The sequence below is a fragment of the Azospirillum lipoferum genome (genome assembly GCF_024170005.1).
Lineage (GTDB): Bacteria > Pseudomonadota > Alphaproteobacteria > Azospirillales > Azospirillaceae > Azospirillum > Azospirillum lipoferum.
Window position 1 is genome coordinate 348,510 of the sequence record NZ_JALJXJ010000009.1, and the last position, 20,249, is coordinate 368,758.

A 20,249-nucleotide genomic window follows, 5' to 3' on the forward strand; every position below is an offset into this window, starting at 1 on the left:
AAATCACTTCCCCATTGCCGCCGCGCGGATCTCGGACAGCGTCCGGGTCGGGGTCAGGGCTTCGGGGTCGAGCTTGATGTGGATGATCGCCGGCAGGCCGGACGCGCGGGCGCGCTCGAAGGCAGGGACGAACTGGTCGGTGGTCTCCACCGTCTCGCCATGGCCACCATAGGCGCGGGCGAAGGCGGCGAAGTCGGGATTCTGCAAACGGGTGCCGGACACGCGGCCGGGATACTCGCGTTCCTGATGCATGCGGATGGTGCCGTACATGCCGTTGTCGACGACCAGCACAATCACGGCGGCCCCCTCCTGCACGGCGGTGCCGAACTCCACCCCCGTCATCTGGAAGCAGCCGTCGCCGGCGAAACACAGCACGTCGCGGGTGCGGTGCTGAAGCTTGGCAGCGATGGCGGCGGGCAGGCCGTAGCCCATGGACCCGCAGACCGGCGCCGCCTGGGTGCCGAAGCGGCGGAAGCGATGGAAGCGATGGATCCAGGTCGCGTAATTGCCGGCGCCGTTGGTGAAGATGGCGTCATGCTCCAGCCGTTCGTCCAGCCAGGCCATGAGGCGGCCCATCTGCACGTCGCCGGGGATGGCGTCGGGCGGGGTGCTCCAGGCTTCATAGGCGGCATGCGCTGCCTCGGCACGGGCGGCCCAGCCGGGCTTGGCCGTCACGTTCAGCCCGGCCACCGCCTCCAGGAATGCGGCGGGCGTGGCGACCATGCCCAGCGTCGGGCGATAGACGCGGCCGATCTCCTCCGCACCGGGGTGGATATGCACGACTGCCTTACCGGGGTCAGGGATGTCCAGCAATTCATAAGCTTGCGACGGCACTTCGGAGAAGCGGTCACCCAGCAGAATCAGCAGGTCGCTGTCCCTGACCAGCGCCGCCAGCTTTGGGTTGATGCCCAGCCCGATGTCACCGGCATAGAGTGGGTGGCAGTGGTCGAACAGCATCTGGCGGCGGAAGGTCACCGCCACCGGCAGCGACAGCGTCTCGGCGAAACCTTGCAGTGCTGCGACCGACTCCGCGGTCCAGCGGGAGCCGCCGACGACCAGCATCGGCCGTTCCGCCTTGGCCAGAAGCGCGCCGAAGGACGCGATCTGCGCCGGGGTGGGGGCGCTGTCCACCGGCTCCGCCCGCGCGGATGCTGCGACATCGGCGGTCTCGGTCAGCGTGTCTTCCGGCAGGGCCAGCACTACCGGGCCGGGGCGGCCGGCCATCGCGGTGTGGAAGGCGCGGGAGATCATCTCCGGCACGCGGTCGGCGCTGTCGATCTCGGCGACCCATTTGCACATGCCGCCGAACAGCTTGCCGTATTCGACCTCCTGGAAGGCGTCGCGACCGCGCATTCCGCGCTCGATCTGACCGACCAGCACGACCAGCGGGGTTTCATCCTGCTGGGCGACGTGGATGCCCGATGCGGCGTTGGTGGCACCCGGGCCTCGGGTGACGAGGCAGACGCCGGGGCGGCCGGTCAGCTTGGCCTGCGCCTCCGCCATCATCGCCGCACCGCCTTCGTGGCGGGCGACGACCATCTCGATCGGGCTGTCGTGCAGGGCGTCCAGCACGGCGAGATAGCTCTCGCCCGGCACGCCGAACACCCGCCGCACGCCCTGCGCCTCCAGCGCTTCGACGATCAACTGACCACCGGTCTTCATCGCGATCCCGCCCCGCCCTGACTATGGGAATTTTCCGGATCTCCAGGATATCGACCGTGCCGCGCCGCGCGCCAGAGCGCAAACGACTTTCTTTCCACAGGTCATGAGCTTTGGTAATGAAGCGGTCATGGATTTGCAGCGCCGCCTCCTTCCCTCGATGAGCATGCTGACCGCCTTCGAGGCGGCGGCCCGTACCGGCAGCTTCACCGCCGCGGCGGCGGAGCTGTCGCTGACGCAAGGGGCGGTCAGCCGGCAGATCAAGGCGTTGGAGGATCAGATCGGCACCGCGCTGTTCATCCGCAAGGGGCAGCGGGTGACGCTGACCCCGACCGGCGCGCTCTATGCCGACCCGATCCGTGACGCGCTGCGCCAGATCGCGGCGGCGACCGTGCGGACCATCGCCGCACCCAAGGGCGGCGTGCTGAACCTTGCCATCCTGCCGACCTTCGGCACGCGCTGGCTGGTGCCGCGGCTACCGGCCTTCCAGGCGGCCCACCCGCAGGTGACGATCCACTTCACGACCAAGCTGGCGCCCTTCGATTTCCGCCTGCACGACCTGGACGCGGCGATCCATTACGGCTTCGGCGACTGGCCCGACGCCGTCTGCGACCATCTGCTCGACGAGGAAGTGCTGCCGGTCTGTTCCCCTGCCTTCCTCGCGGCGCATCCGGTCGCAGAGCCGGGGGACCTGCTGTCTCTGCCGCTGCTGCACACCAGCACGCGCGCCGATGCCTGGAACGACTGGCTGACGGCCCAGGGTCTGCCTCCCCGCCCCGGTGCCGGCATGGTGTTCGAACAGTTCGCCACCACCGCCCAGGCGGCCGAGGCCGGGCTGGGTGTCGCCTTGCTGCCGACCCTGCTGGTGCGTGCCGAACTGGATGACGGCACTCTGGTCCCAGCCATCGACCGGCCACACCGCAGCGCGCGGGCCTATTACCTGGTCCACCCCCGCGGCAAGGCCAACCACCCGCCCTTCGCCGCCTTCCGCCAATGGCTACTGGTCGAGGCGCAGGGGGAACGGTCTCCGGCGTAGATCACACCGCTGCCAGTTCGCCGACCCCCTCGCCATTGCGCCGTACCGCCAACCGGCGGTCGTGGAAGGCGGCGAGGCTGGGGCGGTGGCCGATGCTGACCAGGGTGGTGCCAGGCAGGCGGGCGCGCAGCAGGCCGTAGAGCCGTTCCTCCGTCTCCGGATCGCAGGCCGAAGTCGCCTCGTCCAGATAAAGCCAGTCGGGCTTGTGCAGCAGGGCGCGGGCGATGGCGATGCGCTGCTGCTCGCCGCCGGACAGGCGTTGCGACCAGTGGTCCTCTTCCGCCAGACGGTCGGCGAAGCCGGCCATGCCGACGGCGTCCAGCGCCTCGTGCACCGCCTCGTCCGGGAAGGAATCGGGGGCTGCGGGGTAGGTGACGGCGGCGCGCAGACTACCGATCGGCAGGTAGGGCTTCTGCGGCAGGATCATGCTGCCGTTGGACGCGGTGGTACCGTTTGGCAGCGCGATCCGGCCGCGGCCGAAGGGCCAGATGCCGGCGATGGCGCGCAGGAGGGTGCTTTTGCCGGAACCGGACGGGCCAGTGATCAGCAGCGTCTCGCCCGGCTTCACCGTCAGGTCGGCGCGGACCAGCGGCGTACCGCCATGGGGCAGGGTGAGCGCCAGCCCGTCCAGCGTCAGGGCGCCGTCGGCCGCCGCCGCGCGCTCTACCCCGGCATGATCGCGGGCGTCGGCGCGGACCGCATCCACCGCATGGTGGAAACCGGTCAGACGGCTGGTGGTGGCGTGCCAGTCGGCGAGGTTCACATAAGCGTCGATGAACCAGGACATTGCCCCCTGCACCTGCCCGAAGGCCTGCGAGGTTTGCATCAGCGAACCCAGCGGCAGGGCACCGCTGAAATAGCGCGGGGCGGCGACCAGCAGCGGGAAGATGATGGCGATCTGCCCATAGGCGGAGGTGAACCAGACCAGCCGCTTCTGCGTGCGCATCAGCGACCACCAGTTGGCGACGACGTTGGCGAAGCGGTCGCCGAAGCCGCGCGCCTCCTGCGTCTCGCCCTGTTGCAGGGCGACGCTCTCCGCATTCTCGCGCAGGCGGACCAGGGCGAAGCGGAAGTCGGCTTCGTAGCGCTGCTGGTCGAAGCTGAGCCGGGCGAGCGGCTTGCCGATCCTGTGGGTGATCCAGGTGCCGCCCACGGCATAGACCAGCGCCACCCACACCATGTAGCCGGGCAGGTCGATGCCCAGCCAGGGAATGGTGACCGACCCCGACAGGCTCCACAGGATGGCGAGGAAGGAGACCAGCGAGACCAGATTGGTCATGAAGCCCAGCGACAGGCTCAGCGTCAGCTGGACGAAGCTGCGCAGATCCTCGGCGATGCGCTGGTCCGGGTTGTCGGTGCCGGTGTCGGCGAATTGCAGGCGGTAATAGGTCTGGTTCTCCAGCCAGTCGCCGAGATAACGCTCGGTCAGCCAGCGGCGCCAGCGGATTTGCAGCATCTGGTTCAGATAGAGGCGGTAGACCGCCACCGCGATGAAGACCAGCGCCAGTCCGCCGAACACCAGCAGGGCCTGGATGAAGCCGTTCTCGTCCTTGTCTTGAAGTGCGTTGAAGATGTCGGCGTTGATCTGGGTGAACCAGACCTCCATGAACACCGCCGCCAGATTGAGGACGACGATCGCCGCCAGCAGGCCGCGCGCCGCCCATTTCTCCTCCGACGACCAGTAGGGCTTGGTCAGGCGCCAGACATCGGCGAGGAATTGGCGGGCGGCGGACAGGCGTCCGGTGGATACAGGCTGGGGATACGCACGCGCGGGCATCGGTCGGGCACTCGCAAGCGGTCGGGACGAGGATTGCCGATTACCACCCTTTGCCGCGGCTGCGCAGTGAATTCGCTGTCACTTGCGCCGATCACCTCTCAACTGGCCGTCAGCGCTGTCCTGCCGAAGCGCGGCAGTCGTTCAGGATGTTGCCGACCGTCACCCGCTCCCGTTCGTCCATGCTGAGGCTCCAGCGTGCCTTCACCAGGACCCAGTCGGCGACATAGAGGCAGATGCCGTCGCGCTTGGGTGGCAGCCACTCCTCCGGCCCCTTGGAGCCCTTGGCGCGGTTGGCCTCGCGGCTGGAGACCAGCAGGGTCAGGGGATCGCTGGTGTCGTTGGCGTAGGCGGCACGCTTCTCCCTGCTCCAGTCGTAGCCGCCGCTGGCATAGGCCTCCTCCAGCGGCACCCGGTGGTCGATGTCGACCATCTGGGGATCGGTGAAATGTTCGCCGGTATAGGGGTCGATCCAATCGCCGGACTTCACGCCGCAATCCTTGGCGTCGAGCGTTGCCGGGCGGCGGGAATCGCGGATCAGCACCTTCTCGCGCGCGTTCAGGCAGCCGCCGTCGAGCGCCAGCCAGTGCGGCCACTCCTCCCGCTGGTAGCCGCGGCGCTTTTCCGGCTCCACCCGGATGCTGTCGAGCTGGCGGGACACGTCGGCATAGTCGATCCGGTCGGTGACGCGGGCGACGACCGGAGGAGGCGGTTCGGTGGGCTCCTGCTTGCGCGGCTGGCGGGGACGGTGTGTCTCCTCCCCCAGCAGGCGGTCGAGCGTGCCGGGCGGGATCACGTGAAGCCGCTCTGCCACCGCGACGACAGCAAGGATCGCAAGGATGACGAACAGGGCTCGCAGGGGGAGGGATCGGCGGCGGGCCATGTCAACCCCCCCGGAACAATTCCCCTCTCCCCCCCGGGGAGAGGGTTAGGGGGAGGGGGTTCCGTTGGCCGAACGCATGCCGCAGCGCGTCCCCCTCACCCCGCCCCTCTCCCCGGGGGGGAGAGGAGGATTGCGTCGACGTCTTCGTCATGCCCCGCTCACCTGGATCCAATCCGCCCCCCGTCATACCCGCCTATGGTCGCTGCCTCAAGGCATGCGGCCAGTGAGGGTCGCACTCAGCCCCTGGAGCAGTCCGACCTGACACATCGTGTCGAAGGTAGAGCGCAGCAGCGACGGGTCGCCGATCGACATGCGGATGTCGCCGGCGCGCGGTTCGGTGTGGCGGCGGCGAACCTTGCTGCCGCACAGTTCCTGCAGCACCTCCAGCAGCATGACCAGCGAGGTCGCGCGGCCGGTGCAGAGATTGTAGACCTGCGCTCCGGCGAAACGCCGCTCCATCGCCAGCGCCAGGATGCGCACCACGTCGCCGACGAAGACGAAATCACGGACCTGCTGGCCGTCGCCATGGATCTCCACATCCTCGCCGCGGGCAACCCGGCGGGCGAAGATGGAGATCACGCCGGAATAAGGCGACATCGGGTCCTGGCGGGGGCCGTAGACGTTGAAGAAGCGGAAGCCGACCGTCGGCACCCCCTGGATTGTCCAGGCGACGCGGGCGTGCATCTCGCAGCCCAGCTTGTCGACGCCATAGGCGGACAGCGGGCGCGGCAACTCGTCCTCCTTCAGCGGGGTGTTGGTGTTGTCGCCATAGATGGCAGCGGAGGAGGCGTAGACCACCGGGACCGGACCGCCGCGCCTGGCGTCGCGCGCCGCCTCGAAGACTGTGACGGTGCCCAGGAGGTTGGTGCGGTGGGTCTCGGCCCACAGCTCCCGCGACTTCTGCACCGACGCCACGGCTGCAAGGTGGAAGACGCCGTCGACCCCTTCACCATCGTCGCCGGCCATCGCCTCGCGCACCGCGTCGGGATCGGCCACGTCGCCGACCACCAGCCTTGCGGTGGCCGGCTTGTTCTCCAGCCGGCCGCTCGACAGGTTGTCGAGGATCGTCACCCGATGCCTGTCGGCCAGCAGCCGGTCGGCCAGATGCGAGCCGATGAAACCGCAGCCGCCGGTGATGAGGTAGTGCGCCATGGTCCGTCCAAGCCCTTCCTTCGTTGCGCCGGCTTTGCCGCACTGCAGCGGGGTGGCCGGAAATCCCCTCCAAGAGTCGGGACACAACCGGCAGCTTGCCAGACCATCTTCGGGATAGGGCGGTGCCTCAACCGGAGAGACAACTCTGCCCATCCGGCGATGACGGGGGCGAATCGGTCCCGCTTCCTCCATGACGGTTTTGGGACAGGCGGGACCGATGGTTCAACAGGCTTATCCACCACCTTGTCCACGGTTCTGTGGATAACCATGGTCAAGCTCGTGGGTCTTCTCCGCGCGTCGGGCCGGTCACACTGGTGCAGAAATGCTGCTGTGTACGAACGGCTGCTCGACCGGATCCTTTGCTGCAAAGCACAAAAGCTGTCCATGCAAAAGGCCCCGCTGTGGCGGTTCTGCCACAGCGGGGCCTTTTGCGATCTCTGGACAGGCCTGTGGATTGCGGCCGGGCTCGCGCTTATCCCGGCCTCAGCTCTGCCTGGGACCGAGGGTCTCCGCCTTGACGGTGGCGAAGGCCCAGTCGAGCCAGGGCAGCACTGTCTCCATATCCTCGTTCTCCACCGTGGCGCCGCCCCACAGCCGCAGGCCGGGAGGTGCATCGCGGTAGGAGCCGGCGTCGAAGGCGGCCTCCTCCTTCTCCAGCAGGGCGGACAACTTCTTGGCGAAGGCGGCCTGGGCCTCTTCCGGCAGGGCGGTCACCTCGGGATCGGTGAAGCGCAGGCAGATCGAGGTGCAGGAGCGGTTGGCCGGATCCTTGGCCAGGAAACCGGCCCAGGGGCTGGTCTCCACCCATGCGGCGACGATGCGCAGGTTCTGCTCCGACCGGCGGATCAGCTGGGTCAGGCCGCCCAGCGACAGGGCCCAGCGCAGGCCGTCGATGGCGTCCTCGACGCACAGCATCGACGGGGTGTTGATGGTGTCGCCTTCGAAGATGCCTTCGATCAGCTTGCCGTTCTTGGTCATGCGGAAGATCTTCGGCAGCGGACGGTCGGGCTGGAAGCTCTCCAGCCGTTCCACCGCACGCGGGCTCAGCACCAGCATGCCGTGCGCCGCCTCGCCACCCAGCACCTTCTGCCAGGACCAGGTGGCGACGTCGATCTTGTGCCAGGGCAGCGCCATGGCGAACGCGGCGGAGGTGGCGTCGCAGATGGTCAGCCCTTCGCGGTCGTCGGCGATCCAGTCGCCGTCGGCCACCCGTACGCCCGCGGTGGTGCCGTTCCAGGTGAAGACGACGTCACGACTGAAATCGACTGCCGACAGGTCCGGCAACTCGCCATAGGGAGCGATCAGGTTGCGGACGTCGGGCAGCTTCAGCTGCTTGGCGACGTCGGTCACCCATTCCTTGCCGAAGCTCTCCCAGGCCAGCATGTCGACGCCACGGGCACCCAGCAGCGACCACAGCGCCATCTCCACCGCACCGGTGTCGGAGGCCGGGACGATGCCGATCCGGTAGTCGCCGGGGATGCCCAGCGCCGCACGGGTGAGGTCGATGACTTCCTTCAGCTTGGCCTTGCCCGGCTTGGAGCGGTGGGAGCGGCCGAGCAGCGCGCCGTCCAGCGCGTCGAGTGACCAGCCCGGACGCTTCGCGCAGGGACCCGAGGAGAAGAGCGGAGTGTTGGGCCGGCGGCTGGGCCGGCTGGCGCTGCTGGCAGTCATGGGGCGAACTTCCTGGGGGCGAACTTCCTGTCCCGAAACAGGAATGTGCGGAGGTCCGGACCTTAAAAGCTGCGCCTGCCGTCGTCAATCGAGGGCGTCGCGAGCGACGCGGGACCCAGCTGTGCCGATTACTTGCTGCGGCCGATCTTGCCGTTGCGGTAGGTCCAGGCGGCATCGCCACCGCCGCCCGGCTGGGGCATGGAGACGGTCAGGGTGTCGTTGTCGATGGTGACCTGGGCGGCGTCGCTGCACGAGCCGAAGGGGTAGGAGACCGTCGGCTGCGGTCCGCCAACCTCCAGGATGCGGAAGCGGGTCGGGCAGTCCCTGGCGCCGGTGTCGGCCTGGAACAGGGCAATCCAGCGGTCCTTCAGCGAATAGGCGCCAACGAAGGACAGCAGGTCGCTCTCCTTGTCCTCGAACACCGGCTTGTCATTCACCGCCACCTGGGTGTGCTTCGGCCCGATGTCGGTCATCGTCAGCACGGTGTTGCCGAGCGCCGCCATCAGGCGCGGCTCCGCCGCGCTGGCGGCGGTCACGATCCCGGAAGCGATCGAAAGGCTGCCCACCACCGCGGCGCACACACTGATAACCCGCAAAACCCGTCTCCCTGGCTGCTGCGCCCCGGCGGGGCGGCTTTACCGAACGTGGGGCACCATAATGCGGCGGGCGCCCCTCCGGAAGCCGTCCTTTTCGCCGGTGGCGAGGCAGAGGGCTCGGCGCCCGATCAGCGGATGTTGACGCTGAGGCCGAAGCCGGGAGCGACCGGCTGCGGCGCATAGACGACGGGCGGCGGGGCGTAGATCACCCGCGGCGGCGGGGGTGGTGCATAGACGACCGGGGGCGGAGCGTAGATCACGCGCGGCGGGGCGTAGAAGGTCTCGCGCTCGCGCCAGTGGCGGTGATGCGGGCGGTCCCAGCCGCCGCGCCATTCGCGGCCGTAGTCGCCCCGCCAGCCATCGCGCCAGCCATCATGGGCGGCGGCCGTGCCGGCGGTGGCTCCCAGCATCGATCCGGCGACCAGAGCGCCCAGAACCACGGCTTTCAATCCAGAACCAAAGCGGCCAGTCATTCCGGCGTCCTCCTGGTGTCGGGGTATCTCTTCCCCTCATGACCCGATGAACGTCGACGCTCCGGCTTTCATTCCACCTGTTCGAAAAGGATTTCGTCTTACTACTTTAGTCATAGTAAGGAGCGGATGCCGATTGTCACCGGGCCTCCCTCTTTTTCGGTCCGGGCATTTATAGTAAATGATTGGGTATGGTAGAGACCCGACGCACCGGCGACCGTTCGAACGAGCCGATCCGCCCAGACTCCGGCGGCGGACGGGTTCCCGCGTCCGGTGCACGTGCCCGGGCGGACGGCGTCGTCCCTCAGGGGCGGCAGCGGGTGCCCAGCCTGCGCGAGTTGGCCGCCCTGGTGGTCAACGGGGTGCTGACGCTGCCGCGCAACTATCGCCGCGGCATGTTCCTCGACGTTCAGGTGTAGGCGGCCGCATTGGAGCCGAACAGCCGCTCCATCAGCAGCGGCGGCAATTCGTATTGTGGCAGGCACAGGCTGGTGCTGCGGGCGTGCAGCGTGTGCAGGCACAGTCCCTCCGCATCCGGAAAGGCGCCGACGCGGAAGCGCTCGCGGGCGGCCTTGACGAAGGGCGCGTCCTCGCAGGCGTTCACCGCCGGAAAGCGCACCGATTCCCAAACCGACCGGCGGTAGGAATAGGAGAAGCCGTAACCGTCGAGATTGTCGTAGGAGAACGGGGCGTCCGGCGCCTCGACATAGCTGCAACCCTGCCGGCCCCAGCGATGGTGCGATCCGCCGCGCGCCGTATCCCAATAGCCGAACCGCCGGTGCGGCACGCTGTAGAGGAACCAGCCCGACAGCTTCACGAGGTCGTGTCCCTGGTCCAGCCAGTCCAGCATGCGCTCCACATAGGTCGGTGCATAGAAATCGTCGTCGTCCATGTGGACGATCACCGATCCCCTGGCATGCTCGGCCAGGATGTTGCGCTTCTCGCCGATGGAGTAGCGGCTGGGCGAGTAGAAATACTTCAGCCGCGGGTTCGCCAGCGGCTTCAGGTAGGACGAGGGGCGCGGGCTGTCGTCGAACACCAGCCACTCGATCTCGCCGTGGGTCTGCGCCTGGATGCAGGCGTGCAGGCGGGGCAGGAACTCCGCCCGCTGCCAGGTGGGCGTGACGATACTGACCAGGGGGCTGGCCGGAGGGGCGGATGCGGTAGAGGTCATGCTGCTTTCTTGCTCGCGCGCAGGGCCTGCGTGTAGACAGGCGGCAGGATAGCATCTGCGCTGCCGCCTTGCACAAGGGGCCGGCAGGGCGTTGGGATAAGGGAAGGACGCCCCCTTGGGACTGATCGACCGCATCTGGATCGTCTTCGCTGCGCTGAACGGCGCCATAGCGGTCGGCACCGGTGCCTATGCCAGCCACGCGCTGGCCGCCCAACCGCAGGCGCAGGAATGGTTCCGCATCGCCGGGCAGTATCAGATGGCGCATGCGTTGGCGCTGATGCTGCTGGTGGCATTAGGGGACCGGATGGACAGGGCCGCTTTGCGGATCGCAGGCTGGCTGTTCGTCGCCGGGATCCTGCTGTTTTGCGGTACGCTCTATGCGCTGGCGACCGTTGGGCCGCTGCCGGTGCCGATGACGGCGCCGGCCGGGGGATGGAGCTTCATGCTGGGCTGGGTGGCGCTGGCGGCCGCGGCGCTCAGGGCGCGCGGCTGAAGCTTGCGCCGTTCGATGTGGCGAAATCAGCCGGCCGCGGCGGCACGCAGGTCGGAGCGGTCGGTGGTCTGGTCGCCGCCGCGCTCCTCGCCGTCAGCATCTTCGGCGGCCGGGGTGCAGTAGAGGCCATGCAGAGTGGTCATGATGGTCTGCGCTTCATGGCCGTTCAGCGAATAGTAGATGTTCTGGGCGCTGCGCCGCGTGCGGACCAGATTGTCGTTGCGCAGCCGGGCCAGATGCTGGGACAGCGCCGACTGGCTGAGGCCGACCAGATCCTCCAGTTCGCCCACCGACCGCTCGCCCTGGCTCAGATGGCACAGGATCAGGAGACGCCGCTCGTTGCACATCGCCTTCAACAGCGCACTCGCCCGGCGGGCGTTAGCCTGCAAATCCTCGATCTTCATCGCTTTACCGTCGCCCTGTCCGTTCCGATTCGTTTTGCGCCCGAGCCGTCGTTGCGCGGCCCGACAAAGAAAAATGCTCGTATCCTAGTATATTCGTACATTGCGGGAATTGTCCACCTGTGGGAATCCGCCGCTCGGACCATGCCGCTGCTTGGTCCAAGCGGCGGCTTGAGCGTCGCCGTCATCGTCCGGCGCCGGTTTTTCTCGCATCACGAAGCAAAGCCGACAGAGATATATCAGCTTCCGGTTGTGATCGATAATCATCCGCAATAGGGCGTGCCCCCGGCCCACCGTCTGCCGTGACAGTCGTTTGCGGGTCGGGTAGCATTTCCCCATGACAGACCATCCATTGAATACCAAGGGCTTGCAATGCCCGCTCCCTGTCCTGCGCGCGCGCAAGGCGATCAAGGCGATTGCCATCGGCGACACGCTGACCGTGGAGGCGACCGACCCCGGTGCCCGCAAGGACTTCCCCGCCTTCTGCGAGGCGACCGGCAACCGCCTGCTGTCCATCGCCGAGGAGGACGGCGTCCTGCGCTTCGTCATTGAGCGGGTGATCTGACGCCGGTCGCAACCTGCATTGCATCCGCCCTCATCGCATTCGTTCGTACCCCAATCCTGCCGTGTTACGGATTGCCCCGGCCCCCGAAAGTGGGCTGTGACGAATCGTCCTGGAATCAGCCTGTACTTTCATTAGCGATGCGGGAAGAATGGTTTTCGGAAACGCCGCCGATACCGCCCGAAAACCAACGATAACGACCGAAAAATCGATGTTCACCACCCTGTTCACCCACCCGGCGTGCCTGGAGCACGATACGGGTCTCGGTCATCCCGAATGCTCCGACCGCCTGCGTGCCGTGCTTGCCGCGCTGGAGACGGAGGAGTTCCACATGCTGGAGCGGCAGGAGGCTCCGCGCGCCACGGTTGAACAGCTTCTGCGTGCGCATCCGCAGTCGCACATCGACCGTGTGCTGTCCCTGATCCCGGAGGTGGAGCATGCGGGCGTCGATGCCGACACCGTCGTCTCGCCCGGTTCGGGGGAAGCGGCGCTGCGCGCGGCCGGTGCGGTCTGCGCCGCGGTGGACGCGGTGGCGACCGGCCAGTCGCGCAATGCCTTCTGCGCCGTCCGTCCGCCCGGCCACCATGCGGAGCGGGAGAAGGCGATGGGTTTCTGCCTGTTCAACAATGCCGCCGTCGGCGCCTTCCATGCCCGCGCAGTCCACGGGCTGCAAAGGGTGGCGGTGATGGACTTCGACGTCCATCATGGCAACGGCACGCAGGACATCCTGCAGTTCGACCCCGACATGCTCTATTGCTCCACCCACCAGTCGCCGCTCTATCCCGGGACGGGCGACGCGGGGGAGAAGGGGGAATACGGCAACTGCGTCAACGCGCCGCTGCCGGCCATGGCCGGGTCGCCGGAGTTCCGCCACGCGATGACGCACGTCATCCTGCCGGCCATCGACCATTTCAAGCCGGATCTGCTGATCATCTCCGCCGGCTTCGACGCCCATTCGCGCGACCCACTGGCCGGCCTGCACCTGATCGACGACGATTTTGTCTGGGCCACACGCAAGCTGGGCGAATTGGCCCGCACCCATTGCGGCGCCCGGATCGTCTCGGTTCTGGAGGGCGGCTACAACCTTCGCGCCCTGGCGTCGGCGAGTGCGGCCCATGTGCGGGAACTGATGTACTGCTGATCGGGCCGCCCCCGGCGAGGAAGCGGTTTCATTCTCCCGAAAGGGGGAGGGGCTGCCCGAACGCATAGGCCGCACAGCGGCGGCACATAGTCCGCAAGGGCCGGGGTACGGGAGTGCCTCGGGCCTTGCGCCCGACGTGGGCGGGGCATACCTTCGCGGGCTTGAGGTTCCATCGATGGTTCTGCCCGACATGCCCCCTTCCGCCGCTTCCATTCCGAATCCCGGCATTCCCATTCCGCCCGACATCGCCACCCTCAGCTTCGAGGATGCGCTCGCCGAACTGGAGCGGATCGTCCGCCAACTCGAGGAAGGCCGCGGCAAGCTCGACGACGCCATCTCCTCCTACGAGCGGGGCACGGCGCTGAAGCGCCATTGCGAGATGAAGCTGCGCGAAGCGCAGGCCAAGATCGACCGCATCACCGTGAGCGCCGACGGCTCCCTCGGCACCGAACCCGCCCGGATCGACTGACGTGCAGACCATTTCCCAATCCGATTTGAAGTCCGCCATGGCCGAGATCGCGCAGGCCGTCGAGGTGAAGATCGGCGCCCTGCTGCCGACCACCGAGCTGGCGGAGGCGCGCGTGTTCGACGCTATGCGCTACGGCTGCCTGAACGGCGGCAAGCGGCTGCGCCCCTTCCTGGTGATGCAGTCCGCCGCCCTGTTCGGTGTCAACCCGGACTGCGCCATCCGTGCCGCCGCAGCGGTGGAGATGGTCCACAGCTATTCGCTGGTCCACGACGACCTGCCGGCGATGGACGACGGCGAGCTGCGGCGCGGCCGGCCGACCTGCCACCGCCAGTTCGACGAGGCGACCGCCATCCTCGCCGGCGACGGGCTGCTGACGCTGGCCTTCGAGGTGCTGGCCGATCCGGCGACGCACGAGGACCCCAACATCCGCTGCCAACTGGTGACGGCGCTGGCCAAGGCGGCCGGCGGCCACGGCATGGTCGGCGGCCAGATGCTGGACCTGATCGCGGAGCATGAGACCTTCGATCTCGGCACCACCACCCGGCTGCAACGCATGAAGACCGGCGAGATGATCGCCTTCTCCTGCGAGGCCGGCGGCATCCTGGGCAAGGCCAATCCGCCGCAGCGCACGGCGTTGCGCGCCTATGCCCACGACCTCGGTCTAGCCTTCCAGATCGTCGACGATCTGCTGGACGTGGAAGGCACGGCGGAGGAAACCGGCAAGACCGTCGGCCGCGACGCCCAGGCCGGCAAGGCGACCTTCGTGTCGATCCTGGGGCGCGACCGCGCCCGTGCCCAGGCGGAAATGCTGGCCAATCAGGCGGCACAGCACTTGGACATTTTCGATGGGCGTGCCGATATGTTGAAGGCCGTCGCCGACTTCGTCGTCGCGCGCCGCGCCTGACCAGAGCTTTGAGGACCATCAAGACGTGACCGCCACCAAGACCCCGCTGCTCGACCATTGTCCGACGCCAGCCAAGCTGCGGGCCCTGAAGCCCGAGCAGCTCCGCCAGTTCGCAGACGAGTTGCGCACCGAGACGGTGGACGCCGTTTCGGTGACCGGCGGCCATCTCGGCGCCGGGCTGGGGGTGGTCGAGCTGACGGTGGCGCTGCATTACGTGTTCGACACGCCTTTTGACCGGCTGATCTGGGACGTCGGACATCAGTGCTATCCGCACAAGATCCTGACCGGGCGACGCGACCGCATCCGTACGCTCCGCATGGGCGGCGGGCTGAGTGGCTTCACCAAGCGGTCGGAGAGCGAATACGACCCGTTCGGCGCCGGCCACAGCTCCACCTCCATCTCCGCCGGCCTTGGCATGGCGGTCGCCAGCAAGATGAAGGGGGAGCGGCGCAACGTCATCGCCGTGATTGGCGACGGCTCGATGAGCGCCGGCATGGCATATGAGGCGATGAACAACGCCGCCTCGACCAAGTCGCGGCTGATCGTCATCCTCAACGACAACGACATGTCGATCGCCCCGCCGGTGGGTGCGATGAGCGCCTATCTGTCGCGGCTGATCTCGTCCAAGCCCTACCTGTCGCTGCGCCATCTGGCGAAGGAGATCGCCGACCAGCTGCCGCGCCCGCTGCGCAACGCCGCCCGCCGGGCGGAGGAATATGCCCGCGGCATGGTCACCGGCGGCACGCTGTTCGAGGAATTGGGCTTTTATTACATCGGCCCGATCGACGGGCATAACCTGGACCATTTGCTGCCGGTGCTGCAGAACGTCCGCGACGCCGACGACGACAAGCCGGTGCTGATCCATGTCGTCACCAAGAAGGGCAAGGGTTACGGCCCGGCGGAGGAGTCGGCCGACAAGCTGCACGCCGTCGCCAAGTTCGACGTGGTGACCGGTACCCAGTCCAAGCCGAAATCCAACGCTCCCACCTACACCCGCGTCTTTGCCCAGAGCCTGATCGCCGAGGCGGCGGCCGATCCGACCATCGTCGGCATCACCGCCGCCATGCCGTCGGGCACCGGGCTGGACCTGTTCGGGGAGCGCTTTCCCGACCGCTGTTTCGATGTCGGCATCGCCGAACAGCATGCGGTGACCTTCGCCGCCGGCATGGCGACGGAGGGTTTCAAGCCCTTCTGCGCCATCTACTCCACCTTCCTGCAGCGTGCCTACGATCAGGTCATCCATGACGTGGTGCTGCAGCATCTGCCGGTGCGCTTCGCGCTGGACCGCGCCGGTCTGGTGGGGGCGGACGGGGCGACCCATGCCGGGTCCTTCGACACCGCCTATCTCGGCTGCCTGCCCGACATCGTGCTGATGGCGGCCAGCGACGAGCTGGAGCTGATGCACATGGTGGCGACCCAGGCCGCCATCGACGACCGCGCCTCGGCCCTGCGCTATCCGCGCGGCGAGGGAGTGGGGCTGGAACTGCCGGACCGCGGTAGCATCCTGCCGATCGGCAAGGGCCGCATCCTCCAGGAAGGCACCAAGATCGCCATCCTCAGCTACGGTACCCGGCTGGGCGAGGCCCGGCGCGCGGCGGCGGAACTGGCCGCGCGCGGCCTGTCGACGACGCTGGCCGACGCCCGCTTCGCCAAGCCGCTGGACGAGGATCTGGTCCGCCGCCTTGCGCTGGAGCATGAGGTGCTGATCACCATCGAGGAAGGGTCGGTCGGCGGGTTCGGCAGCTTCGTGCTGCAGTTCCTGGCGACGGCCGGGCTGCTCGATGGCGGGCTGAAGATCCGGCCGATGGTTCTGCCCGATGCCTATCTCGACCACGACTCGCCGGCCAAGCAGTATGAAACCGCCGGGCTGACCGCCCAGCACATCGTCCACACCGCACTCCAGGCGCTGGGAATCGAGAGTGCTGCGGCCCGGGCGTGAGCACTGTTCGGATTAAGCCTTCCGAACGTCGTAATGCCATTTGTCTAGCAAGGTTTCGGGTTGTTGGACTGGTGCGGAGCGCGAGCCACGCCTTACACTGTGTCCAAGCTGAAATGGTAGCCCGCCGGTAACGGAGGGAAGGGCCGGCGGCGGGGGGGCGGCGACGAGGTCAGGGGCGATGGCGCATATCATGGCGGTCACGGCATTCCGTAACGCGGAGTTCGGCACCGATCCGGGAGCGGATTGGCCGGCTGGCACCGATGTTGCGGTCGGTATCGACGATCCTGCGATGCTGCGCTGCCTGCTGGACCAGATGCCGACGCCCACCGCCCTGGTGGAGGGGGAGGGTGACCACTGTGCCTTCGCCAATGCCGCCTTCCGCGCATTGGGCGTGGTTGCGGGGGCCGGCCTGACGGAGCGATTCCCGGCCCTGGCACCCTCCATGTTGGCCGAAGCGCGGCGGACCGGCCAGTTGCAGCGCAACCGTGCCACCGGTGATCGCTCGACTGAGGGCGAGCGGTTCTGGGATGTGCGCGTCACCCCGATGTTGGGCGTCAACGGTGTCGTCCGGGCCCTGATCGTCACCGCGGAGGAAACGCCGGAATCGGTGGCCGAGCATGAGCGCCGCCTGCGTGACGTCAGCCACCGCTTGAAGAACACCTTGCAGCTGGTCTCCAGCCTGCTGACCTTGCAGACTCTGTCGAGCAAGGATCCGGAGGTGCGGCGGGCCTTGCAGAGCGCCAGCGGCCGCGTCGGCATCGTCACGCAGGCCCATCAGCGCACCCACGGCTCCCTGCGCGCCGGAACCATCGACATGGCGGTTCATCTGCGTGAGCTGTGCCAGGAGCTTGAGGCGACTCTGCCCGGCGCCCACCGCATCCAGGTCACGGCCGACGCCACCGAGATGCCGACGGACACTGTGATTCCCTTCAGCCTGATTGTCAGCGAACTGGTCGGCAACGCGGCGCGCCATGCCTTCCCCGCCGGGGCGCCTGGGGCTATCGACGTGCGGCTGGGGCATGGGGAGGGGGGCGCCATCCGGCTGGAGGTCATCGATCGCGGCATCGGCCTGCCGCCCGGCCTGGACCTGTCCCGTGCGACAACGCTGGGTCTGAAGGTGGTGCGGGCCTTCGTCGGCCAGCTGCGCGGTAAGTTGACGGCGGACAGCAGCCCCTATGGCACCCGTGTGGTGGTGGAGTTCCCGCCCGCCTGAGGGCTTGCCCTTCCGTCCGTTCCGCGTCAGGAATGCGCCATTGCGGGAGAGCGAAGGGCGACGGCATGGCACGGGTGAGGGTTGACGTGGCGCTGGTGGAGCGTGGGCTGGCGGAAAGCCGTGCCAAGGCGCAGGCGCTGATCCTGGCCGGGCTGGTCTATTCCGACACCAGGCGCATCGACAAGGCCGGCGACCAGATCGCGGCGGAGGCTCCGCTGGCGGTCAAGGGGCAGGACCATCCCTGGGTGTCGCGCGGCGGCTTGAAGCTGGTGAAGGGCCTGGACGTCTTCGCCATCGACCCCACCGGCCTGACCGCGGTTGACGTCGGCGCCTCAACCGGTGGCTTTACCGACGTACTGCTGACCCGCGGGGCCGCCAGGGTCTATGCCGTTGATGTCGGCCATGGCCAGCTAGCCTGGAAGCTGCGTAACGACCCACGCGTGGTGGTTCTGGAAAAGACCAACGCCCGCCACCTGACAACGGCCGAGATCCCCGACCCCATCGACCTCGTGGTGTGCGACGCCAGCTTCATCGGGCTGGAGATCGTGCTGCCGGCGGCGCTCGATCTGGTGGGGCCGGGCGGCAGGCTGGTCGCCCTGATCAAGCCGCAGTTCGAGGTCGGCAAGGGCCGCGTCGGCAAGGGCGGGGTGGTGCGCGAACCCGAACTGCATAGGGAAGTTTGCGACCGTATCCGCGTGTGGCTCGATGCATTGCCGGGCTGGCGGGTGCTGGACATCACCGAAAGCCCGATCACCGGGCCAGAAGGAAACAAGGAGTTCCTGATCGGCGCGGTGAAGGACCGGGCTTCAGCATAACCGGGTTCGGCAATGGTGTCGGTCGCGGCCCGCTCAGCGCGGGGGCGTCCCCAGCCGATGCTCAAAGAAAAAGCGCAGCATCTCCGCCGTTGCGTCCGGGCCTTGCGGGTCTGTGTATGAACCGGACGGGCTCCCGCCGGCCCAGGCATGCCCGGCACCATGGATCGTCCATTGCTCGCACAAGGCCCCACCGTCACGGTCGCGGAGGATGTTGCGGCTGTAGGTGTGCCCCCCGGGGATTCGGCCCTGCTGCACCTCCCGTCGCAGGCTGGATCCTCCGGTGGCCTGAGCGGCGACGCCGTCGCCGTTGCCGGGATGAACGACATGGTCGCGGTCGCCGTGAAAGACGATGGTGGGCACCGCACGGACGCTCCGTGTCGTCCCCCGATGGCCTTGGCTGCCGCCCTGGCGCATCGCGGTGAGGGCGGATGGGAGGTCGTGTGCTGCGCCGGCGGGCAAACCGGAATGCACGCCGACCGCAGCGTAGAGGTCTGGATAGGCTGCCGCCATGATCGACGCCGCAGCCCCGCCGGCCGACAGCCCGGCGATGTAGACCCGCTGCGGATCGACGCGATGGTCGCGCATGATCTGGCGGGTGATGCCGGCGAGCAGCGCCGGTTCCCCCTGGTCGCGCCGCTGGTCCTCCGGCTTGAACCAGTTCCAGCAGCGTTGCGCGTTGGCCGAAGCCGGCTGTTCTGGGTAGGCGACGAGGATGCCGTACCGCTCGGCAAAGGCATTCATCCGGGTGCCGGCGGCGAAATCGTCGGGCGACTGGGTACAGCCGTGCAGCATCACCACCAGCGGACGCAGCCCATCGCCCAGGGCAGCCGGCACATAGAGCTTATAGGCCCGCGTCCCGGCCGGCCCGCTGTGCGACAGCATCGTGAAAGACGCCCCGTCCGGCAGCGGATCGGGTGCGGGGTGTGGAGCGCCGCCATGAAGACCGGTCGGCTTGAAGCGTGCGGCTAAGCCGCGAAGGGTGTCGCCCAGTCCGGTGCGCGGCCTGGCTGCGGTCTTCTGCCTCCCGCTTTTGGGAGAGGGCCGTGGACCGTCCTCCGTTGCTGGCGGCGCCGGGTCGAGCCTTACGAATTCACCCTCCAGGGTGGCCCCTGGGGCAGCCGTGTCGGGCGGCGGCTCGGCCTTGCCCTCTCCCCGCAGGAGGCGCTGGAGGAGGGTCGTCGCCTCCGTGAGCTTGCCAGCCCGGGTCAGGCGGGCGGCTTCGGCCATGCCCGTGGGCAGGTTGGGGGGCAGGCCGGGCGGAACGATGTGGCGCATGTCCATGCTTTCCTGGTTCGGGTCGGGCGCAGGCGTCGGCCTGGGGCCGAAATGTTCAGCGGATGCGGTCGGCGAGGGCGGCCTTGACGGCGGCCGGGGCATGCAGCGCGCCCAGCACGCTCAGCGAGGCAATGGTGGCGCGGGCCAGATCCGGGGTGACATCCTGGGCGATGGTTGCGAGGCCGAGGACACGGATATCCAGCATCTGTCCCGCCGCCTGAACCGCTTCCAGATCCGTGCGGGTAAAATGGCGCAGGCCGAGATCGACGCTTTTGCGCGCCACGGTCTGCCGGACGACTTCGGCGTGCCGGTCCACCTGATTGCGGATGGCGGTGCGGATGAAGTCGGTGCGGTTGGAATAGAACCCCTCCTCAACCAGGAGGTCGATATGGCCAAGATCGACATAACCGAGATTGATCGTAATCTTCTCGGTATCACCCGTCTTGGGTCGCGGGGTCTGCTCGGTCTCGACCATCGCTATTCCATCCATTAACCATCCAGCTGGATGGTATATGGAGGATAAGGCCGGCCCATTCAAGGGTGGGCATCATGGTTTCCGCGGACGGGCGTCCGGCGCGGGTTCAGAGCGCCAATAGAAAAGGCGCGGCCCCCAAGGACCGCG

21 protein-coding genes are annotated in these 20,249 nt (G+C 67.8%); 10 read left to right on the plus strand and 11 right to left on the minus strand.

Annotated features, from left to right (window positions below; translation table 11 throughout):
* Positions 1-3: 3 nt before the first annotated feature.
* On the minus strand, positions 4-1,662 hold the full coding sequence (locus J2848_RS21460; protein ID WP_149233254.1) for a thiamine pyrophosphate-binding protein: 1,659 nt from the start codon (positions 1,660-1,662) through the stop codon (positions 4-6).
* Between the two features lie 127 nt (positions 1,663-1,789).
* Here J2848_RS21460 and gcvA point away from each other — a divergent pair, with 127 nt between their 5' ends.
* Positions 1,790-2,695, plus strand: a complete 906-nt coding sequence (gcvA, locus tag J2848_RS21465; protein ID WP_149233255.1) for a transcriptional regulator GcvA — start codon at positions 1,790-1,792, stop codon at positions 2,693-2,695.
* Position 2,696: 1 nt separating this feature from the next.
* On the opposite strand, the gene J2848_RS21470 is transcribed toward gcvA, so the two are convergent.
* The 6 genes from J2848_RS21470 to J2848_RS21495 form a co-directional block, all read right to left on the minus strand.
* Entirely contained in the window at positions 2,697-4,472 is a 1,776-nt protein-coding gene (locus J2848_RS21470; protein ID WP_149233256.1) for an ABC transporter ATP-binding protein/permease, read from the minus strand.
* A gap of 109 nt (positions 4,473-4,581) precedes the next feature.
* A complete protein-coding gene (locus J2848_RS21475) occupies positions 4,582-5,352 on the minus strand; it encodes an HNH endonuclease family protein (protein WP_149233257.1) in 771 nt (256 codons plus the stop codon).
* 207 nt (positions 5,353-5,559) lie between these two features.
* The gene (locus J2848_RS21480; RefSeq protein ID WP_149233258.1) at positions 5,560-6,504 is read right to left on the minus strand and encodes an NAD-dependent epimerase/dehydratase family protein; all 945 of its coding nucleotides are present in this window, start codon (positions 6,502-6,504) and stop codon (positions 5,560-5,562) included.
* A gap of 483 nt (positions 6,505-6,987) precedes the next feature.
* Complete coding sequence (locus J2848_RS21485) at positions 6,988-8,175, minus strand: phosphoserine transaminase (protein WP_149233260.1); 1,188 nt, start codon at positions 8,173-8,175, stop codon at positions 6,988-6,990.
* A 128-nt stretch (positions 8,176-8,303) separates the two neighbouring features.
* The gene (locus J2848_RS21490; protein ID WP_246194054.1) at positions 8,304-8,771 is read right to left on the minus strand and encodes a hypothetical protein; all 468 of its coding nucleotides are present in this window, start codon (positions 8,769-8,771) and stop codon (positions 8,304-8,306) included.
* 128 nt (positions 8,772-8,899) lie between these two features.
* Complete coding sequence (locus tag J2848_RS21495) at positions 8,900-9,244, minus strand: hypothetical protein (RefSeq protein WP_246194055.1); 345 nt, start codon at positions 9,242-9,244, stop codon at positions 8,900-8,902.
* Between the two features lie 188 nt (positions 9,245-9,432).
* Here J2848_RS21495 and J2848_RS21500 point away from each other — a divergent pair, with 188 nt between their 5' ends.
* Complete coding sequence (locus J2848_RS21500; RefSeq protein ID WP_149233261.1) at positions 9,433-9,660, plus strand: hypothetical protein; 228 nt, start codon at positions 9,433-9,435, stop codon at positions 9,658-9,660.
* On the opposite strand, the gene J2848_RS21505 is transcribed toward J2848_RS21500, so the two are convergent.
* Complete coding sequence (locus J2848_RS21505) at positions 9,651-10,415, minus strand: glycosyltransferase family 2 protein (protein WP_149233262.1); 765 nt, start codon at positions 10,413-10,415, stop codon at positions 9,651-9,653. The genes J2848_RS21500 and J2848_RS21505 overlap by 10 nt on opposite strands.
* Before the next feature lie 115 nt (positions 10,416-10,530).
* Here J2848_RS21505 and J2848_RS21510 point away from each other — a divergent pair, with 115 nt between their 5' ends.
* On the plus strand, positions 10,531-10,908 hold the full coding sequence (locus J2848_RS21510; RefSeq protein ID WP_149233263.1) for a DUF423 domain-containing protein: 378 nt from the start codon (positions 10,531-10,533) through the stop codon (positions 10,906-10,908).
* Between the two features lie 26 nt (positions 10,909-10,934).
* Here J2848_RS21510 and J2848_RS21515 read toward each other — a convergent pair whose 3' ends face one another.
* Positions 10,935-11,312: an ArsR/SmtB family transcription factor gene (locus J2848_RS21515; protein ID WP_149233264.1), complete on the minus strand. Its 378-nt coding sequence runs from the start codon at positions 11,310-11,312 to the stop codon at positions 10,935-10,937.
* A gap of 334 nt (positions 11,313-11,646) precedes the next feature.
* On the opposite strand from J2848_RS21515, the gene J2848_RS21520 reads away from it, so the two are divergent.
* The 7 genes from J2848_RS21520 to J2848_RS21550 all read left to right on the plus strand — a co-directional run bounded on the left by J2848_RS21520 (position 11,647) and on the right by J2848_RS21550 (position 18,352).
* On the plus strand, positions 11,647-11,874 hold the full coding sequence (locus J2848_RS21520; protein WP_149233266.1) for a sulfurtransferase TusA family protein: 228 nt from the start codon (positions 11,647-11,649) through the stop codon (positions 11,872-11,874).
* Between the two features lie 208 nt (positions 11,875-12,082).
* Positions 12,083-13,012, plus strand: a complete 930-nt coding sequence (locus J2848_RS21525) for a histone deacetylase family protein (RefSeq protein WP_149233267.1) — start codon at positions 12,083-12,085, stop codon at positions 13,010-13,012.
* Positions 13,013-13,187: 175 nt separating this feature from the next.
* Complete coding sequence (locus J2848_RS21530) at positions 13,188-13,481, plus strand: exodeoxyribonuclease VII small subunit (RefSeq protein ID WP_149233268.1); 294 nt, start codon at positions 13,188-13,190, stop codon at positions 13,479-13,481.
* Between the two features lies 1 nt (position 13,482).
* Positions 13,483-14,385, plus strand: a complete 903-nt coding sequence (locus tag J2848_RS21535; protein WP_246194056.1) for a polyprenyl synthetase family protein — start codon at positions 13,483-13,485, stop codon at positions 14,383-14,385.
* 25 nt (positions 14,386-14,410) lie between these two features.
* A complete protein-coding gene (gene dxs / locus J2848_RS21540) occupies positions 14,411-16,324 on the plus strand; it encodes a 1-deoxy-D-xylulose-5-phosphate synthase (protein WP_149233269.1) in 1,914 nt (637 codons plus the stop codon).
* A 178-nt stretch (positions 16,325-16,502) separates the two neighbouring features.
* Positions 16,503-17,537 carry a sensor histidine kinase gene (locus J2848_RS21545; protein ID WP_149233270.1) on the plus strand — a complete coding sequence of 345 codons (1,035 nt, stop codon included), beginning with the start codon at positions 16,503-16,505 and terminating at the stop codon, positions 17,535-17,537.
* Between the two features lie 65 nt (positions 17,538-17,602).
* Positions 17,603-18,352 (plus strand): TlyA family RNA methyltransferase, encoded by a 750-nt coding sequence (locus tag J2848_RS21550; RefSeq protein WP_149233271.1) that lies wholly within the window; start codon positions 17,603-17,605, stop codon positions 18,350-18,352.
* A 33-nt stretch (positions 18,353-18,385) separates the two neighbouring features.
* Here the strand turns inward: J2848_RS21550 and J2848_RS21555 are convergent, their stop codons facing one another.
* Together J2848_RS21555 and J2848_RS21560 are read right to left on the minus strand one after the other, a co-directional pair.
* Entirely contained in the window at positions 18,386-19,627 is a 1,242-nt protein-coding gene (locus J2848_RS21555; protein ID WP_149233272.1) for an extracellular catalytic domain type 1 short-chain-length polyhydroxyalkanoate depolymerase, read from the minus strand.
* A gap of 55 nt (positions 19,628-19,682) precedes the next feature.
* Complete coding sequence (locus J2848_RS21560) at positions 19,683-20,102, minus strand: CopG family transcriptional regulator (RefSeq protein ID WP_149233273.1); 420 nt, start codon at positions 20,100-20,102, stop codon at positions 19,683-19,685.
* Positions 20,103-20,249 lie beyond the last annotated feature (147 nt).

Bases quoted from the DNA above. Each gene is read 5' to 3' on its own strand.
- J2848_RS21460 (WP_149233254.1), bottom strand. From the start codon at position 1,662: ATGAAGACCGGTGGTCAGTTGATCGTCGAAGCGCTGGAGGCGCAGGGC.
- gcvA (WP_149233255.1), top strand. From the start codon at position 1,790: ATGGATTTGCAGCGCCGCCTCCTTCCCTCGATGAGCATGCTGACCGCC.
- J2848_RS21470 (WP_149233256.1), bottom strand. From the start codon at position 4,472: ATGCCCGCGCGTGCGTATCCCCAGCCTGTATCCACCGGACGCCTGTCC.
- J2848_RS21475 (WP_149233257.1), bottom strand. From the start codon at position 5,352: ATGGCCCGCCGCCGATCCCTCCCCCTGCGAGCCCTGTTCGTCATCCTT.
- J2848_RS21480 (WP_149233258.1), bottom strand. From the start codon at position 6,504: ATGGCGCACTACCTCATCACCGGCGGCTGCGGTTTCATCGGCTCGCAT.
- J2848_RS21485 (WP_149233260.1), bottom strand. From the start codon at position 8,175: ATGACTGCCAGCAGCGCCAGCCGGCCCAGCCGCCGGCCCAACACTCCG.
- J2848_RS21495 (WP_246194055.1), bottom strand. From the start codon at position 9,244: ATGACTGGCCGCTTTGGTTCTGGATTGAAAGCCGTGGTTCTGGGCGCT.
- J2848_RS21500 (WP_149233261.1), top strand. From the start codon at position 9,433: ATGGTAGAGACCCGACGCACCGGCGACCGTTCGAACGAGCCGATCCGC.
- J2848_RS21505 (WP_149233262.1), bottom strand. From the start codon at position 10,415: ATGACCTCTACCGCATCCGCCCCTCCGGCCAGCCCCCTGGTCAGTATC.
- J2848_RS21515 (WP_149233264.1), bottom strand. From the start codon at position 11,312: ATGAAGATCGAGGATTTGCAGGCTAACGCCCGCCGGGCGAGTGCGCTG.
- J2848_RS21520 (WP_149233266.1), top strand. From the start codon at position 11,647: ATGACAGACCATCCATTGAATACCAAGGGCTTGCAATGCCCGCTCCCT.
- J2848_RS21525 (WP_149233267.1), top strand. From the start codon at position 12,083: ATGTTCACCACCCTGTTCACCCACCCGGCGTGCCTGGAGCACGATACG.
- J2848_RS21530 (WP_149233268.1), top strand. From the start codon at position 13,188: ATGGTTCTGCCCGACATGCCCCCTTCCGCCGCTTCCATTCCGAATCCC.
- J2848_RS21545 (WP_149233270.1), top strand. From the start codon at position 16,503: ATGGCGCATATCATGGCGGTCACGGCATTCCGTAACGCGGAGTTCGGC.
- J2848_RS21550 (WP_149233271.1), top strand. From the start codon at position 17,603: ATGGCACGGGTGAGGGTTGACGTGGCGCTGGTGGAGCGTGGGCTGGCG.
- J2848_RS21555 (WP_149233272.1), bottom strand. From the start codon at position 19,627: ATGCGCCACATCGTTCCGCCCGGCCTGCCCCCCAACCTGCCCACGGGC.
- J2848_RS21560 (WP_149233273.1), bottom strand. From the start codon at position 20,102: ATGGTCGAGACCGAGCAGACCCCGCGACCCAAGACGGGTGATACCGAG.